Source organism: Photobacterium salinisoli (genome assembly GCF_003614885.1).
GTDB lineage: Bacteria > Pseudomonadota > Gammaproteobacteria > Enterobacterales > Vibrionaceae > Photobacterium > Photobacterium salinisoli.
The window spans coordinates 1,459,766-1,476,181 of the sequence record NZ_QZMS01000007.1 but is presented as its reverse complement, the minus strand read 5'-3'; the positions used below and the strand labels follow the sequence as shown (position 1 = coordinate 1,476,181).

Sequence of the window (16,416 nt, the reverse complement as noted above, 5' to 3'; positions counted from 1 at the left end):
GGCTTAATCCTCCGCTAACGGCTTAAAGCGTCGTAGCTCACTCAGGCGGTAGCCTGTGTAGTTACCCAGCATCAGGATCAGTGCCATTATAATGAGTTGCAGGCCGATAAAGTTAAAGGTTAAGTGGCGAACCAGATCATTAGTCATGACCAGATACACTATGATAGCCGTTAACAGCGAACCACCACCCTGAATAAAGACCTCTTTAGCTCCTTCCTCTTCCCACAGAATCGACATGCGTTCGATAGTCCACGACAGGATGATCATCGGGAAGAAAGTAATAGTCAGACCTTCCACCAGACCGATCTTGAAGGCCACTACGGTGAAGATTGAAATAATGAGTATCACTGTCACTATGACGGCGGATATTCGGGCCACAAGCAGCAAGTTCAGTCGTGATAAGTAGCTGCGTATGATTAAACCCGTACCCACGATCAGCAGAAAACCAAGTACACCGGTAATCAGCTGAGTCTGCACAAAGGCCACCGCAATCAGTACCGGCATGAAAGTCCCTGAGGTTTTCAGGCCCACGATAACCCTGAGAAAGACCACAATTAACGCGCCAATCGGCACCAGCATGATGGTTTTGAACATAGCCTGCTCCTCAATAGGCAGACTGTGTATTGAGAAGTTCAGCAGATCTTCAGCCTGGATTTTTTCACGGGTGGCCTGCTGCGGGGTAATGTCCTGCGAAATAATCGAGAAGCTGATATTGGAGTTACGGCCACCTATCACATCCAGCAAGGAGTGACCTTGCTGGTTCCAGACCAGCACGTCGTTAGGTTTGCCTTCCTGACCCGTCTGCGGGTCAAACAAGTGCCATTTTTCGCCGCCCCAGACTTCCACCATAGGGCTGATGCTTTGACGACGTCGGCCATCTTCGAGCTGCAAGCCACCCACGATGCGGGAATTTATCCCTTCCATCGAGAGTAGGAAAACCACCACATTTTCCCGCGGAAAAGCATTGAGCAGCAGGGAGGCGTTTTGGTTATTCCTGTCATTGAGCTGTTTCAGGATTTCCCGTGTCATCGTCAGATTGTCTGCCGATAGTGTTCTGGCCTGAGCCAACATGGCTTTGGCTGCCGTTTCCTGAGGGTTATCCAGGCTGGGGGCTTCAGGCTTGCCTCTTGGTTTATCCGTCGAAAAACTGGCCAGTGGGTCGACAAGCATCTGTGTTTTGTAATACAGCACCTGTTTGCCGGATGCCTGACGAATTGACCATTCCGCCCGGCGTCCCTGATCGGTATCGATCAGTGCGACGCCATAACCTGGTGATGAGGTGCTTTCGTCGATTTGCGTGAAGCCCTGCTGTGATTCCGGTGCGGCCATTGAAACCTTGACCGGCTTGCCGATGGCATCAAACTCGACTCTGGCTTCCAGCTCCCACAAGGCGCGCTCTTCGCCCGGTGTCCAAGGCACACCGTAAATATCATGGCGGTAGAGACTGAGCGCTGTCCCGGCAATGACGAGCAAGGTGATGAGAAAATAAAATGGAATTCTTGACGTCATGACAACCTCTAATTTTTCCTTTATTGGTTGAAGCAAACGAAACGATGAAAACGAAAATGGGGCAATGACAAGTTGTCATGCCCCAAACTGAAAACGGTTATCGCCCTTGAATGAACTGTTTACCGACATCAACCAGTGCGACGTCTTTAAAGAATTCCCGCCCAAGCAACACCGGATATGTCATCTGTGTTCGGTCTGCCAGGGTAAATTGGGCTTTCTCATGCAATTTGCCGAGTTTAAGCCACATTTCTACCACGGGGCGCCGTTCAGTATCGTCGGCCGATGACTGGCGAATTTTGACCCAGCGGACAATCGGGGCTTCCACGATTTGGTCGGCAGGTTGATTCTCTTCGCCGCTGTGGCTGAGATTAAACTTGGCCCACTGTTTGCCATCCCGTTCAAAGATCTGGATATCCAGTGCATTGATCGAAGAGGTTGTCGCACCCGTGTCAACCCGTGCTTTAAAAAAGGATTGCACTGAGTCCAGCCAGATCCATTCTTCTTCGCCCAGGATAACTTTGCCATGGGCAGTTTTAGGATCGATATCAATAGTTTTTTGTGGTACCGGCACTATTTTTTTCTCAACAATGACTTCAGGTTTAGACGATGAAACAGAAGCAACTTTATTCAGCTCTTCTGACATTGATGATAGCTCTTTTTCTAACTTAGCAATGTTTTCATTTTGTTCATTTATTTGTTGAGACATACGATTAAGACGAAAATGAACATTGGTTTCCATCATTTCAATCGCAGTCAGTGTATTTGTTTCCCGCTGCGGGCTGGGTTCGGTTTTCAGCATTGAGCAGCCGGAAATAAAAGTCAATGCAATAAAGGTTACGCTGCGGCCAAGCATGCTCACTCCCAAAAGTGGATATAGTGTAATTCTTAGTTTTTCTTTAGGGGGCCGTAGTTTAGCGTACAAAAAAGGATGCGGGTAGCACCCTTTTGTTAACACTTAGTCAGGATTTACGGCGACCAGTACAGCGCGTCGGGGGGCAGGGTAACCTTCTATCGTTTTTGACGGATCTTGCGGATCGAGATATTCAGGCAATGAATTATTTGTCATCCAGTCGGTTGAGCGTTGCTCATCGGTGGTAGTGACACTTTCATCCACAATCCGCACATCGACAAAGCCGCTTTTCTCCAGCCAGACTTTCAGGGCTTTGGCAGAGGGGAAAAAGTAGACGTTGTGCATCTGAGCATAACGGTGACCCGGCACCAGTACGGCATTTTCATCGCCTTCGATGACTAAGGTCTCCAGCACCAGTTCACCGCCTTTGCGCAGCTGGTTTTTCAGTTGCAGCAAGTGGTCAAGTGGCGAGCGGCGGTGATAGAGCACGCCCATACTGAAGACGGTATCAAACGCTTTCAGCTCCGGCAGTTGTTCTATGCCCAGTGGCAACAGATACGCACGCTCATCCTGACCCATCAGGCGACGGATTGCCTCGAACTGGATCAGAAACAGATTCGACGGATCGATACCGACCGTCAGTGCGGCACCTTCACCCAGCATGCGCCACATGTGGTAACCGTTGCCGCAGCCGACATCCAGCACCTTACGGTGTTTGAGCGGCGAGATATGCGGCAGGACGCGATCCCATTTCCAGTCGGAACGCCATTCGGTGTCGATGTGAATACCGTGGATATGGTACGGGCCTTTGCGCCAGGGATGGAGCAAACGCAGCAAACTTTCCAGGCGTTTTTGCTCACCGTCGGCAAGCGGCACTTCATTCATTACACTGACTTGGGTTTTCAGGTCGATAAAGTCCGGCTTATCGGCAGGAAACTTTTTCAGCGCCCGAACCCAGCGAGCCATGTCGCCATGTTGGGCGGTTTCCCAGTCGGATAATTGCTGCGGCAAAATGTTAAGCCAGGGACGCAGTTGCTCGTCATTGGCCAATAAGCGATAGAATTCTGAAAAGCTAAACATGGAGCGTCAAAGTTACCTTAAATTCGTTAATTACTTGATGGCAAACATAGAGCCGAAGTTGAAGCACTGGAACCAGACTTCTACGCTGCGAAAGCCTATATCAGACAAACGCTCACGATGGGCCGGAATGCTGTCCGGGCGCATGACATGCTCGATGGCGCTGCGTTTCTGGCTGATTTCCAGCTCGCTGTAGCCGTTGGCGCGTTTGAAATCATGATGAAGATCGATCAGCAATTCGTGCGCCTGCTCGTTCTCGAAGACATATTTCTCTGACAGAATCAGAATGCCGCCCGGGCGCAGGCCAGCATAGATTTTTTCCAGCAACTGGCGGCGATCTTCCGGTGCCAGAAACTGCAGGGTGAAATTCAGCACCACCACAGAGGCATTGTGAATATCCACATCACGGATATCCGCTTCAATAATGTCTGCCGGGGTGTCGGAGCGGTAAGCGTCAATATGCAGACGGCAGCGCTCAACCATGGCGCGGGAGTTGTCGACGCCAATGATCTTACAACCTGGCTGCCGGATATGGCGCCGCATGGAAAGCGTGGCAGCGCCAAGCGAGCAGCCCAGATCATAAATAGTGGAATCCGGCATCGCAAAGCGCTCGGCCAGCATGCCAATGGCGGAGATGATATTGCTGTATCCCGGTACTGAGCGTTGGATCATATCCGGAAATACTTCGGCGACGCGTTCGTCAAAGGTAAAATCACCCAACTTATCGATCGGGGCGGCGAACAAATTGTCGTGGCCAGCCATTATCTCTTCCTCACACCTGATATCTTAATCTCGGACGGTTCCTTCCGGCATACCTCGCCGCACGGCGATTTATGGCTAAGGGGAGTCCTTCTCCCGCTGAAAAGGCGCGTATTGTAGATAAAATAGCGCCAGTTGTCTTGTGGATTTACAGGGCCGGTCAGGTCGGGTTCAGAGCAGTGATACCTGGTCACCACCTTGCGGTAATTTCAGCTCGGGCAGGCACGTTGCTGTGCCAGCCAGCTGCTGTGTTAACTGACGGTGAAGGCGGACGGCCAATTCCGGCGCAAAGTCGTTGTCGGGCGTATGAATGAACAGATAAGGCTGGCGGCCCTCACTCAGCCACAGAGGAAGACGTTGTAACCAATTGGCAAAAAAGGGATCGTTGGCCTCAAGATCCGGATGTCCGATGAAGCGCACGACAGGGTGCATGGCAGTAGCAATGGCGTGAACCGGCACTCTGGGTTTTTTCTGATGGGCATCAATGACGGCCTCGCTGGTAGCGGGGGCTGAAAAAACCGGGCGTGTGTCCATGATAATCCGATTGACCTGGTGTTCTATAAGCAAACGGTTTAGTGCTTTTTCTTCTGCGCCTTTACTGAAAAAAGCCGGATGACGGACCTCAACCCCAACCGTCAGCTCTGACGGCAGCCGTTTGAGAAAAGCGGACAGCGCTGGCAGCTCAGCAGGGCCGAAACTGGCGGGTAATTGAATTTTCCAGATACCGGTTTTTTCTGCCACAGGCGCCATGACATGAAAAAATTCACCGAGCTGACCCTGGCAGTGCATCAGTTTGTATTGGTGGGTGATGGTTTTCGGCAGCTTGAAAGTGAATCGAAAATCGTCCGGTGTGGCATCAGCCCAATTCTGTACAGTGGCCGGCTTGGGTGTGGCATAGAAAGTAGTATTGCCTTCGACAGTGGAAAAGGTTTCTGCGTATCGGTTTAACCTCTCCGTGGACGGACAACCACGGCCATAGAGTCTACGTTGCCAGGGCGCATGTGACCACATTGCCATTCCGATCTTAAGGGGTGAAGAAAAGGGCATTGAAAAACCTTAGTGAATATTTTTTATCCATCCGGATAGGGGCTTGGCTGACATTGTGGAGAATATCCCGCCATTCGGTCAACATTCGCGACTGGAATCAGGCTATTTTGCTTGATTTACGCCAGAGGTTTTTCCTACAGTGGTGTTTTTCATTTATAATACCGCGTTATTTTTATTTCGGACGTCAGTCAGGCCGCAACCGGGCACTGAAGATGGCCGAAACTGGCACAGTTGGTGTCTGTCATACCATTTTGGGCGGACACACAGGATTGTAAGTAAACAGATCGGGAAATTCTTATGCGCACCCAATATTGTGGTCACCTGAACAAGTCCCATGCGGGACAAACCGTTGAGCTTTGCGGCTGGGTAAACCGCCGTCGTGATTTAGGCGGTCTTATTTTCATTGATATGCGAGATCGTGAAGGTATCGTTCAGGTAGTGGTTGACCCGGATATGAAAGATATCTTTGAGGTGGCAAACCAACTGCGCAATGAATTTTGTATCCGCCTGACCGGTGAAGTCCGTCAGCGTCCGGACAGCCAGGTCAACAAAGACATGGCGACCGGCGAAGTGGAAGTGATTGCCAAAGGCCTGGAAATCATCAACCGTTCCGATGTGCTGCCGCTGGACTTCAATCAGAAGAACACTGAAGAGCAGCGCCTGAAATTCCGCTACCTGGACCTGCGTCGTCCGGAAATGAGTGACCGTATCAAACTGCGTGCGAAAGCATCCAGCTTCGTGCGTCGTTTCCTGGATGAAAACGGTTTTCTGGATATTGAAACCCCTGTGCTGACCAAAGCGACACCGGAAGGTGCCCGTGACTATCTGGTACCAAGCCGTGTGCACAAAGGCAGCTTCTATGCACTGCCTCAATCACCACAGCTCTTTAAGCAGCTGCTGATGATGTCTGGTTTTGACCGTTACTATCAAATCGTAAAATGTTTCCGTGACGAAGACCTGCGTGCAGATCGTCAGCCGGAATTCACCCAGATCGATATCGAAACCTCGTTCATGACCGCCGACCAGGTGCGTGCCGTGACTGAGCAGATGGTCACCGAAATGTGGCAAGAACTGCTGAACGTTGATCTGGGTACTTTCCCTGTCATGAAGTACGAAGAAGCAATGCGCCGTTACGGTTCGGACAAGCCGGATCTGCGTAACCCGCTGGAGCTGGTAGACGTGGCCGATATCCTGAAAGATGTCGACTTCAAAGTCTTCGCCGGCCCTGCCAATGATCCTAAAGGCCGTGTGGCCGTTCTGCGTGTACCGGGCGGTGCGGAACTGTCTCGCAAGCAGATTGACGAGTACACCAGCTTTGTGGGTATCTATGGTGCAAAAGGCCTGGCATGGATGAAGGTGAATGATCGTGCGGCCGGTTTTGACGGCGTGCAGTCACCTGTGGCTAAATTCCTGAATGAAGAGATAGTGACACAGCTGCTGGAGCGCACTCAGGCTGAATCTGGCGATATTCTGCTCTTTGGCGCCGATCGCAAAAATGTGGTTGATGAAGCGATGGGCGCACTGCGTCTGAAGCTGGGTAAAGACCTGAAACTGACCGACGAATCGGCATGGGCACCTTTGTGGGTGGTTGATTTCCCAATGTTCGAAGAAGACGAAGAAGGTAACCTGCACGCGATGCACCACCCGTTCACCGCTCCGCTGAATATGACTGCGCAAGAGCTGGCGGCCAATCCTGGGGCAGCCAGTTCCAATGCCTACGATATGGTCATCAACGGTTACGAAGTGGGCGGTGGTTCTGTACGTATTCATAACGCCGACATGCAGGCGGCCGTGTTCAACATTCTGGGTATTGACGCGCAAGAGCAGCAGCTGAAATTCGGTTTCCTGCTGGATGCGCTGAAATTCGGTACACCGCCACATGCTGGTCTGGCGTTTGGTCTGGATCGTCTGGTGATGCTGCTGTGCGGCACCGAGAATATTCGTGACGTGATTGCTTTCCCGAAAACCACGGCAGCCGCGTGTCTGATGACAGACGCACCAAGTCTGGCCAACCCTGCCGCCCTTGAGGAGCTGGCGATTTCGATCAAAGCTGCTGTTAAGCCAATGGAAAACGTATAAGTATATGAACTATTCCGGGCTGGCAACTCTGCCAGCCCGATCACTCTTCAAGACATTGCAGTCTGCTTCATACCATCTGATGTACGATCTCTCGCCGTGTTCTGAACAGTGATCAGCGCCTCCCAGTGACGCAGAGCTGGGACAACACCCTCTATCAATCCGGAGCATTGTTATGGCAGGTCATAGTAAGTGGGCCAACATCAAACACCGTAAAGCGGCGCAAGACGCCAAGCGCGGTAAAATTTTCACCAAGTTAATCCGAGAAATCGTGGTGTCGACCAAAGAAGGCGGCCCTGAAACGGAAAGCAATCCGCGTCTGCGTGCTGCTGTCGATAAAGCGCTGTCCAATAACATGACGCGCGACACCATCAACCGTGCCATCAGCCGTGGTGCCGGCGGTGAAGGTGACGACAACATGGAAACCGTGATTTACGAAGGATACGGCCCGGGCGGCACCGCTGTGATGGTTGAATGCATGACAGACAACCGCAATCGCACGGTATCCGGTGTGCGCCATGCGTTCAGCAAAGCGGGCGGTAATCTGGGCACAGACGGTAGCGTTAATTACCTGTTCGAGAAAAAGGGTGTGATTTCCTACGCACCGGGCCTGGATGAAGACGCCGTCATGGAAGCAGCACTGGAAGGGGGTGCCGATGATGTTGAAACCAATGATGATGGTTCTATCGATGTCTACACCACACCGGCGGATTTTGGCCCGGTGAGAGACGCGCTGGACAGTGCCGGATTTGAGGCCCAGAACGCAGAAGTAACCCTGATTCCGTCAACCAAGGCCGAGCTGGATGCGGACACCGCGCCAAAACTGCTGCGTCTGATTGATGCACTGGATGATCTTGATGATGTGCAGGAGGTATACCATAACGGTGATATTTCCGACGAAGTGGCGGAACAGTTGTAATATTAATGGCCATTATTTTAGGGATAGACCCAGGCTCCAGAATCACGGGATACGGTGTTATCCGTCAGGTGGGCAGGCAACTTGAATATCTGGGCAGCGGTTGTATCCGCACCAGCTGTGACGATATTCCGGGGCGGCTGCATCAGATTTATGCCGGGGTCACCGAAGTGATCACTCAGTTTCGACCCGATGATTTTGCCATCGAAGAAGTCTTTATGGGTAAAAATGCCAATTCGGCCCTGAAACTCGGTCAGGCACGGGGCAGTGCCATTGTCGCCGCTGTGAATGCCCATATCCCTGTCAGCGAATATGCGGCCAGATTGATTAAGCAGGCGGTGGTTGGCAAGGGCAGTGCCGATAAAGTACAGGTTCAGCACATGGTCTGCCATATGCTGAAATTACCGGGTAAGCCACAGGCGGATGCGGCAGATGCTTTAGCGGTGGCTATCTGTCACGCCCATACCCATAAAACCCTGGTTGCTATGGCAGGACAGGCATCGGGTTCAAAACGGGGACGATACAGATAGCAGTCACGTGCTGCTGAGTCAGATTATCCATATCCCTGTCAGGAATGCGTTCTGTTGGACGGATCAAAAAAAGCAGCCTTGTGCTGCTTTTTTCTTTGTTAATTCATTGTTAACTGAATATAGTGGTCGGAGCTGTTGGATAGTTCATAAATAACAATGACAAGGATGACCAAATGTCCCCAGTCGCTTTTTGGCGAGGCCTGTTTTTGCCTACTGCACATCAGTGGCAAGGCGAGCAATCCCGCCTTGTTGATACCCTGCTATTTTTTACCCTCATCTCGTTTTTTGTCGGCTTGTACAGCTGGATAAAATGGTCAAGCCACGCTCACACCAGTCTGGTTATTACCTCTGTGGCTCTTATTGGCTGTGAAATACTGGCCGGTTTGCTCGTTCGCTGGTTGAAACAGATTGAGCTCGCAGTGAACGTGGGTTTTCTTGGCATGGTGATCCATGCCGTGAATATTGTCTATCAAAGTGGCGGTATTGTTGTCTCCACACAGGCATTCTGGATGCCCTTGCTGATAGTGGCTTTCTTCCTGGCGGCCAAACCTGTCACTGCCATGATCTGGAGTGCATTAGTGGTACTGGTCTCAGGCTGGATGGTTAAAGAATCACTGGCTGGCCATGATTTTCCCCACCTGGTATTGACGCCAGCGGCAGAGCGTCTGGAAACCTGGTCTGGCTTATTGTTGCCTCTGATTGTGATTGGCATCGCCCAGGCCTTTACCGTGCGTCAGCGGGAAGCCGCGCTGGTGAAGTCTTCCGAGGCTGAACGGGCCAGCTATACATTGGCTGAACAAGCCAGAAAAGGTGAGCAGGCGTTGGGTAGCATTATGGACCGTGCCAGTGACAATGCCAGCCAGCTGGCGCAGTTAGCTGATGACCTGGAACAACAGTCTGATGCGCTGCATCATCAGGTGAAAGATCTCAATCAAAACTGTCTGTCACAGGCCAGTGCGGCAGAGCAGATGAGTCAACAACTCGGACAGATGACAGAAGGGCTGGATGAATCGGATCGCTCCGTGACTGAGCTGCGCCAGCGAAGCCGGACGATAGAAACTCAGGCACAGCACAGCTCGGCATCGCTGAATGCCTCGACCGAAGCTATCGCCCGTATCCTGCACAGTAATAATGACGTTATGTCGGCTGCCGAGCTGATCACTGCCGTTGCTGAACAAACCAATCTGCTGGCATTGAATGCGGCGATTGAAGCGGCGCGAGCCGGGGAGTCAGGGCGAGGATTTGCCGTAGTTGCCGATGAAGTCCGTAAACTGTCTGCAAAAAGTAATGCATCAGCGACAGAGATCCGCAGCTTGCTAGAGAAAAGTAAAAACGAAGTGCAGCAGGGGCAAAAAGTCATTCACGCAACGGCAACTGAACTGGGCGGCATTATTGCCGAGATCACAGGGTTGTCTGAGGATGTTAATCGTCTGGCTGATACTCTGGGGATTCAGGTCCAGTCACTCAAAGAGCTGAATCTGGCCAGTACCGAAGTGGCGCACAGCGTGGTGCAGACGAATCAGGTTTCGGATCAGGTGGCTCAGCAAGGCGCAAAGCTGGCCAACAGAGTCGAAACGTTAAAAGGACTTGCCGATAGTCTCAATAGGTTGGTGTCGCGCCATCAGGCTTGATCTCGTCTGTCATTTCTTGCTACATCCTGATAAAGCGCTGGATATCCATCCAGCGCTTTATTATGCTAGAGCCAATTTAATTTGCGAGATAGAGGCAAGGCAGTGATTGGCCGATTACGAGGAATCATAGTAGAAAAACAGCCTCCGGAAGTGGTGATTGAGGCCGCCGGAATCGGGTATGAAGTTCAGATGCCGATGAGCTGTTTTTACGAATTGCCGGAAGCAGGGCAGGAAGTCACTATCGCTACCCATTTTGTGGTGAGAGAAGACGCCCAGCTGCTGTACGGTTTCAATAAGAAAAGTGAGCGGGATTTATTTCGTGAAGTCATCAAAGCCAATGGTGTCGGGCCTAAACTGGGTTTGGCTATTTTGTCTGCGTTGACGGCCAGCCAGTTTGTGCTTTGTGTGGAAACTGAAGATATTTCTACCTTAGTGAAGATCCCCGGCGTTGGTAAAAAAACCGCAGAGCGCCTGCTGGTTGAAATGAAAGACCGCCTGAAAGGCTGGGGGGAGGGCGATCTCTTTACACCAGCGCTGGATACCGCAGCCAGCCGAGCACAGTCTGCCGCATCCGATAAGAATCGGGCGGAAGATGAAGCGGTGAGTGCCCTGATAGCGCTGGGTTATAAACCGCAGCAGGCTTCTAAAGTGGTGGCTCAGGTCGCGCAGGATGATATGCCAAGTGAAGCCATTATCCGTGAAGCCCTGCGCTCCATGGTGTAAGTGAGATTGTATGATAGAAGCTGATCGCCTGGTATCGGGGAGTTACCCGGTCAACCGCGAAGAAGAGGTCATAGACCGTGCCATCCGCCCGAAATTATTGGAGGATTATCAGGGCCAGGATCATGTTCGTGGCCAGATGGAAATTTTTATTCAGGCTGCGAAACTGCGTGCTGAAGCGCTCGATCATCTGCTGATTTTTGGGCCTCCCGGATTGGGTAAAACCACACTGGCTAACATTGTCGCGAACGAAATGGGCGTCAGTATACGGACCACCTCAGGGCCGGTGCTGGAAAAGGCCGGTGATCTGGCCGCACTCCTGACCAACCTTGAAGAAAATGACGTGCTCTTTATCGATGAGATTCATCGTCTCAGTCCTCAGGTGGAAGAAGTGCTCTACCCGGCGATGGAAGATTACCAGCTTGATATCATGATTGGTGAAGGGCCGGCAGCACGCTCTATCAAGATAGATCTGCCCCCTTTTACTCTGGTGGGCGCGACAACCCGTGCCGGTTCGCTGACCTCTCCGCTGCGTGATCGTTTTGGTATTACTCAGCGGCTGGAATACTACAAAGTTGCCGATCTGCAAGATATTGTTCAACGCAGTGCCCGCTGCCTCGGGTTGTCTATGGTGCCTGAAGGGGCGCTGGAGATTGCACGCCGTGCCCGCGGCACGCCGCGTATCGCGAACCGCTTGTTACGGCGCGTACGGGATTATGCTGAAGTGAAAAGTGATGGCCATATCAGTGAAGAAGTGGCGAGCCAGGCGCTGGATATGCTGGATGTGGACAGCAGCGGCTTTGATTATATGGATCGAAAATTGCTGATGGCGATTATTGATAAATTTATGGGTGGCCCGGTGGGGCTGGACAATCTGGCGGCCGCTATCGGAGAGGAGAAGGATACAATAGAAGATGTGCTCGAACCTTATCTGATCCAACAGGGTTATTTGCAGCGCACACCCAGGGGACGGATCGCGACCCATCGCGCCTATCTGCATTTTGGCCTGGATATCCCGAACAGCTGAGAGACAGATAATCAAATGTTAAAAACGGAGCCTTGGGCTCCGTTTTTGTTTGTTTTTCACGCATGGTTTTTTCGGCTAAAGCCGTCTGAGTAATCTAATGTCATTAACATTTTCTGAAAAAGTTTGTGAGTCAGACGGGTCAAATCCAGACAGTTTCCATCGCCTGGATGCTGGTAAAGGCTCAAATGGTGAATGCTGAGCATGAGCTGCGAATTTTTCTGTCAGGCCCGGGATGGGTAGTGATTGTTTAAAACTTGGACATGGGTGCCGCAACCTGGCTGGGAAATGTTAATAGGAATATCTTTATCTCCGATCAAGCGTCACAGCTGTTATGTCTGCCAGTGTGGTGATACCTGCAGTGTGAACTTGTCGTCTCTCTTTATTTATATACATTAGAAAAAGTAATCGATAAGGCGTATCGGTTTTAATTTAATTGTACTGTTCTTACGCTTGTTTATTGACGTTATCTTCTGCGCTCAAGCCGTTTTTGTTCTTCAGCTTTACTGAGAAAAAGTACCCGTATTTTGCTGTGTTTTTAGACTCTGCAGAAGTGATTAAGTTTGCATTTTTTGTAACTTTATAATTGAAAAATCACATTTATTTAAAGTGTTAGCTACAAAACTATGCAGTTAGTAAAAGTTTGATCTCGAGCATGGAAATAACTTATCTATACGATTTAAATCGAAATCTACTTAGCGAATCCGCGCGTTTTTTATAAATACCTTTGAACCTGTGTGGCGAAGTCAGTAGTATTAGTTTCAGCTTTTCTGTTTGTGGTTTTACATTAAAATCTATAATTCGAAACAAGTCTGCAACATCCGATTTGGCGAGCTAACCGCCAGTCAGGAAATGATCTTGAAAAACAGGCAGGCCTGTTCGCTGACGTTTTGCGTAGCCTAACGATGGAAAACGCGTTGTCGGGTTATCAACCAATGATTGCTGAAATTTTAACCGATTAACGGTAATCTTGAAGATTGCTTGCTGGGCGTGCTCGATCAACTATGTTGTACGTTGCCGGGAGACTGGCGACTTAAGGAGTTATCATGTTTGATATCGTCGAACTATCGCGGTTACAGTTCGCTATGACTGCGATGTATCACTTTTTGTTCGTCCCGCTGACTTTGGGCATGGCGTTTCTGCTTGCCATCATGGAGTCTGTGTATGTGATGACCGGAAAGCAAATCTACAAGGACATGACCAAGTTCTGGGGTAAGCTTTTCGCCATTAACTTTGCACTGGGTGTAGCCACTGGACTTACCATGGAATTCCAGTTCGGCACGAACTGGGCTTACTATTCTCACTACGTCGGCGACATCTTCGGCGCCCCGCTCGCCATTGAAGCGCTGATAGCCTTTTTCCTTGAATCCACTTTTGTCGGCTTATTCTTTTTTGGTTGGGATCGACTCAGCAAGCGCCAGCACTTAACGGTGACCTGGCTGGTGGCGTTGGGCTCAAACTTCTCTGCATTGTGGATTCTGATTGCCAATGCCTGGATGCAAAACCCGGTTGGCGCTGAGTTCAATTTCGAAACCATGCGCATGGAGATGGTGAGCTTTGCCGAGGTGATACTCAACCCGGTTGCTCAGGTGAAATTTGTTCACACTGTGGCATCAGGCTATGTGACAGGCGCCATGTTCATTCTGGGTGTCAGTTCTTACTACATCCTCAAAGGCCGTGATTTGCCGTTTGCCCGCCGTTCATTCGCGATTGCGGCTTCTTTTGGTATGGCCTCTATCCTGTCTGTGATCGTGCTGGGTGATGAATCCGGTTACGAGTTGGGTGATGTGCAAAAGGCAAAACTGGCCGCTATTGAAGCGGAGTGGCACACCGAAGAAGCGCCGGCAGCTTTCACCTTGTTCGGTATTCCCAACCAGGAAACCATGCATACGGATTACGCCATTAAGATCCCCTATGTGATGGGTATTATTGCTACGCGCTCATTTGATACTGAAGTCACAGGTTTACGTGATCTGAAAGATGAGCATGAAGTGCGTATCCGTAACGGTATGGAAGCCTATGGCTTGCTTGAGAAGTTGCGTGCGGGTGACAAATCACCTGAAAATGTCGCTGCGTTCGATGCCGTGAAACAAGATCTTGGTTATGGTCTGTTGCTGAAGCCTTATACCGACAGGGTAGTGGATGCCACCGAAGAGGATATCGCACAAGCAGCGGCTGATTCGTTGCCTACCGTCTGGCCATTGTTCTGGAGCTTCCGCATCATGGTGGGCTGTGGCTTTATCATGCTGGGTGTGTTTGCTGCAGCATTTATCCAAACGTGTCGTCATAAAATCACTGAGAAAAAATGGGTGCTCCGTGCGGCGCTGTATGCCATTCCGCTACCTTGGATCGCCATTGAAGCAGGCTGGTTTGTCGCTGAGTACGGTCGTCAGCCCTGGGCAGTGGGTGAGATTTTGCCTACAGCGATGGCGGCGTCCAATGTGGCCGTGTCGGATGTGCTGACGTCAATGGCCGTCATTATTGCTCTGTATACCTGTTTCCTGATCGCAGAAGTCTATCTGATGCTGAAATTTGCCCGTTTGGGTCCAAGCAGTCTGAAAACCGGGCGTTATCATTTCGAACAGAATGTCGCGCCGCATGACTTAACTGACAACCCGGTCATGAAGTGATCTGAGACGGACAGGAGAATTAAAAATGTTTGATTACGAAGTGTTACGTCTTATCTGGTGGTTGCTGATTGGTGTATTGTGCATCGGTTTTGCTGTGACAGATGGATTCGATATGGGCGTCGGTGTGCTCACCAACATTATTGGTAAAACAGATACCGAACGCCGGATCATGATTAACTCCATTGCACCGCACTGGGACGGTAACCAGGTTTGGTTAATCACAGCCGGCGGTGCATTATTTGCGGCCTGGCCGCTAGTCTATGCGACGGCTTTTTCCGGGTTTTATCTGGCCATGGTTCTGACAGTCGCGGCTCTCTGGCTCCGTCCTTTGGGGTTTGATTACCGCTCGAAAATTGAAGATCCAAAATGGCGTAACCTGTGGGATCGTGCGATTTTCATCGGTAGCTTGGTGCCACCTGTGATCTTTGGTGTCGCTTTCGGTAACTTGCTGCAAGGCGTGCCTTTTGTGCTGAGCGAACTGCTGATTCCGACGTATAAAGGCTCGTTTTTTGGCCTTCTGAATCCCTTTGCTTTGCTCTGCGGTATTGTCAGCCTGGCGATGATAGTGACTCAGGGCGCGGTATATCTGCAGATGAAAACCACTGAGGAGTTGCATGCGCGCGCACGTAACATCGCGCCAATCACAGCGTTAATTACCTTAGTCGCTTTTGTTCTGGCCGGATTTTGGGCGAAAAACCTGGAAGGGTATGTGATCGCTTCTGAGATGGTAAAAGATGCGGCGTCAAACCCGCTCAATAAGGAAGTGATTCGCCAGACTGGCGCATTGATGATGAATTTCAATGCTCAGCCGCTGCTGTGGATTGCTCCGGCACTGGGTATTGTGATGCCTGTGCTGACGATTCTGGCATGTCGTATTGAACGGGCAGGGTTTGCTTTCCTGTTCTCCAGTCTGACCATGGCGGGCATTATTCTGACTTTCGGCTTTGCAATGTTCCCGTTCATCATGCCGTCCAGCGAGATCCCGAACCACAGTCTGACACTCTGGGATGCAACGTCCAGTGAGCTGACGTTGAACATTATGACAGTGGTCGCTTTTGTCATGGTACCTATTATTCTGGCCTACACCTGCTGGTGTTATTACAAAATGTTTGGACGTCTCGATAAGCAATACATCGAAGACAATAAAAATTCACTGTACTAAGGAGACTGACTATGTGGTATTTCGCCTGGATCCTGGGGGTCTTGTTAGCCTGCTCATTCGGTATCATTAATGCACTGTGGCTAGAAACGACAGAGAATATGGATGCTGAAAACCAATCTGACAGTGAGTAATCGCATCGACGTCTGGGTCAGAACCAGCCATGCCTGGCTGGCGCACGGTGTGTTACGTGTGCTGGCCCTGATGATGGGACTGGTAACAGGCGGTCTCGTGATCTGGGATCCCGTTTTGTTCGCCAGAGAGATAGGTGGTTTTGGACCTGTTATTTCTCCGGCACTCATCTGGTCATGCTGTAGCGCGATTATCTTTGGCGTAGGTTTCGTGCCTCGCCGCTGGTATTGGCAGCTGTTTTTCACGCCTTATGCCGCTTTGCCCATATTGGCGGGTCTGTTGTGGCTCCGTCTGAGTTGAAGGCATGTAGGTTATACAACACAGCCCGCTGAAAATAGCGGGCTGTGCTTTATGTG

The 16,416-nt window shown here is 50.8% G+C and carries 15 protein-coding genes; 10 read left to right on the top strand and 5 right to left on the bottom strand.

The features are described from left to right. Positions 1 to 3 precede the first annotated feature (3 nt). The 5 genes from D6M16_RS07440 to D6M16_RS07420 all read right to left on the bottom strand — a co-directional run bounded on the left by D6M16_RS07440 (position 4) and on the right by D6M16_RS07420 (position 5,242). Positions 4 to 1,509 (bottom strand): inactive transglutaminase family protein, encoded by a 1,506-nt coding sequence (locus D6M16_RS07440; protein WP_120511251.1) that lies wholly within the window; start codon positions 1,507 to 1,509, stop codon positions 4 to 6. A gap of 97 nt (positions 1,510 to 1,606) precedes the next feature. Next, a complete protein-coding gene (locus tag D6M16_RS07435; protein ID WP_120511250.1) occupies positions 1,607 to 2,362 on the bottom strand; it encodes an ATP-dependent zinc protease family protein in 756 nt (251 codons plus the stop codon). A 102-nt stretch (positions 2,363 to 2,464) separates the two neighbouring features. Next, a complete protein-coding gene (cmoB, locus tag D6M16_RS07430; RefSeq protein ID WP_120511249.1) occupies positions 2,465 to 3,439 on the bottom strand; it encodes a tRNA 5-methoxyuridine(34)/uridine 5-oxyacetic acid(34) synthase CmoB in 975 nt (324 codons plus the stop codon). 30 nt (positions 3,440 to 3,469) lie between these two features. After that, a complete protein-coding gene (gene cmoA / locus D6M16_RS07425; protein WP_120511248.1) occupies positions 3,470 to 4,198 on the bottom strand; it encodes a carboxy-S-adenosyl-L-methionine synthase CmoA in 729 nt (242 codons plus the stop codon). Positions 4,199 to 4,366: 168 nt separating this feature from the next. Next, entirely contained in the window at positions 4,367 to 5,242 is an 876-nt protein-coding gene (locus D6M16_RS07420) for a DUF72 domain-containing protein (protein WP_240435543.1), read from the bottom strand. A gap of 297 nt (positions 5,243 to 5,539) precedes the next feature. On the opposite strand from D6M16_RS07420, the gene aspS reads away from it, so the two are divergent. From aspS to D6M16_RS07370, 10 genes are all read left to right on the top strand, one after another. Continuing rightward, entirely contained in the window at positions 5,540 to 7,321 is a 1,782-nt protein-coding gene (gene aspS / locus D6M16_RS07415; RefSeq protein WP_120511246.1) for an aspartate--tRNA ligase, read from the top strand. 172 nt (positions 7,322 to 7,493) lie between these two features. Further along, the gene (locus tag D6M16_RS07410) at positions 7,494 to 8,237 is read left to right on the top strand and encodes a YebC/PmpR family DNA-binding transcriptional regulator (protein WP_120511245.1); all 744 of its coding nucleotides are present in this window, start codon (positions 7,494 to 7,496) and stop codon (positions 8,235 to 8,237) included. A gap of 5 nt (positions 8,238 to 8,242) precedes the next feature. Beyond that, positions 8,243 to 8,764, top strand: coding sequence for a crossover junction endodeoxyribonuclease RuvC (gene ruvC / locus D6M16_RS07405; protein ID WP_027253444.1), 522 nt, complete (start codon positions 8,243 to 8,245; stop codon positions 8,762 to 8,764). A 173-nt stretch (positions 8,765 to 8,937) separates the two neighbouring features. Then, on the top strand, positions 8,938 to 10,395 hold the full coding sequence (locus D6M16_RS07400) for a methyl-accepting chemotaxis protein (RefSeq protein WP_120511244.1): 1,458 nt from the start codon (positions 8,938 to 8,940) through the stop codon (positions 10,393 to 10,395). Between the two features lie 102 nt (positions 10,396 to 10,497). Then, positions 10,498 to 11,118: a Holliday junction branch migration protein RuvA gene (ruvA, locus tag D6M16_RS07395; protein ID WP_120511243.1), complete on the top strand. Its 621-nt coding sequence runs from the start codon at positions 10,498 to 10,500 to the stop codon at positions 11,116 to 11,118. Between the two features lie 10 nt (positions 11,119 to 11,128). Continuing rightward, a complete protein-coding gene (gene ruvB, locus D6M16_RS07390) occupies positions 11,129 to 12,142 on the top strand; it encodes a Holliday junction branch migration DNA helicase RuvB (RefSeq protein WP_120511242.1) in 1,014 nt (337 codons plus the stop codon). Between the two features lie 1,043 nt (positions 12,143 to 13,185). Beyond that, positions 13,186 to 14,769 (top strand): cytochrome ubiquinol oxidase subunit I, encoded by a 1,584-nt coding sequence (cydA, locus tag D6M16_RS07385; RefSeq protein ID WP_120511241.1) that lies wholly within the window; start codon positions 13,186 to 13,188, stop codon positions 14,767 to 14,769. A 25-nt stretch (positions 14,770 to 14,794) separates the two neighbouring features. Beyond that, positions 14,795 to 15,931, top strand: coding sequence for a cytochrome d ubiquinol oxidase subunit II (gene cydB / locus D6M16_RS07380; protein WP_120511240.1), 1,137 nt, complete (start codon positions 14,795 to 14,797; stop codon positions 15,929 to 15,931). A gap of 11 nt (positions 15,932 to 15,942) precedes the next feature. Then, positions 15,943 to 16,062 carry a cytochrome bd-I oxidase subunit CydX gene (gene cydX / locus D6M16_RS07375; RefSeq protein ID WP_046222334.1) on the top strand — a complete coding sequence of 40 codons (120 nt, stop codon included), beginning with the start codon at positions 15,943 to 15,945 and terminating at the stop codon, positions 16,060 to 16,062. After that, positions 16,034 to 16,360, top strand: coding sequence for a cyd operon YbgE family protein (locus D6M16_RS07370; protein WP_120511239.1), 327 nt, complete (start codon positions 16,034 to 16,036; stop codon positions 16,358 to 16,360). The genes cydX and D6M16_RS07370 overlap by 29 nt, the downstream gene beginning before the upstream one ends. Positions 16,361 to 16,416: the final 56 nt, after the last annotated feature.

What these genes read in the sequence shown, in the direction of transcription:
- D6M16_RS07440 (WP_120511251.1), bottom strand. Translation starts at nt 1,509, where the DNA reads ATGACGTCAAGAATTCCATTTTATTTTCTCATCACCTTGCTCGTCATT.
- D6M16_RS07435 (WP_120511250.1), bottom strand. Translation starts at nt 2,362, where the DNA reads ATGCTTGGCCGCAGCGTAACCTTTATTGCATTGACTTTTATTTCCGGC.
- cmoB (WP_120511249.1), bottom strand. Translation starts at nt 3,439, where the DNA reads ATGTTTAGCTTTTCAGAATTCTATCGCTTATTGGCCAATGACGAGCAA.
- cmoA (WP_120511248.1), bottom strand. Translation starts at nt 4,198, where the DNA reads ATGGCTGGCCACGACAATTTGTTCGCCGCCCCGATCGATAAGTTGGGT.
- D6M16_RS07420 (WP_240435543.1), bottom strand. Translation starts at nt 5,242, where the DNA reads ATGCCCTTTTCTTCACCCCTTAAGATCGGAATGGCAATGTGGTCACAT.
- aspS (WP_120511246.1), top strand. Translation starts at nt 5,540, where the DNA reads ATGCGCACCCAATATTGTGGTCACCTGAACAAGTCCCATGCGGGACAA.
- D6M16_RS07410 (WP_120511245.1), top strand. Translation starts at nt 7,494, where the DNA reads ATGGCAGGTCATAGTAAGTGGGCCAACATCAAACACCGTAAAGCGGCG.
- ruvC (WP_027253444.1), top strand. Translation starts at nt 8,243, where the DNA reads ATGGCCATTATTTTAGGGATAGACCCAGGCTCCAGAATCACGGGATAC.
- D6M16_RS07400 (WP_120511244.1), top strand. Translation starts at nt 8,938, where the DNA reads ATGTCCCCAGTCGCTTTTTGGCGAGGCCTGTTTTTGCCTACTGCACAT.
- ruvB (WP_120511242.1), top strand. Translation starts at nt 11,129, where the DNA reads ATGATAGAAGCTGATCGCCTGGTATCGGGGAGTTACCCGGTCAACCGC.
- cydA (WP_120511241.1), top strand. Translation starts at nt 13,186, where the DNA reads ATGTTTGATATCGTCGAACTATCGCGGTTACAGTTCGCTATGACTGCG.
- cydB (WP_120511240.1), top strand. Translation starts at nt 14,795, where the DNA reads ATGTTTGATTACGAAGTGTTACGTCTTATCTGGTGGTTGCTGATTGGT.
- cydX (WP_046222334.1), top strand. Translation starts at nt 15,943, where the DNA reads ATGTGGTATTTCGCCTGGATCCTGGGGGTCTTGTTAGCCTGCTCATTC.
- D6M16_RS07370 (WP_120511239.1), top strand. Translation starts at nt 16,034, where the DNA reads ATGCTGAAAACCAATCTGACAGTGAGTAATCGCATCGACGTCTGGGTC.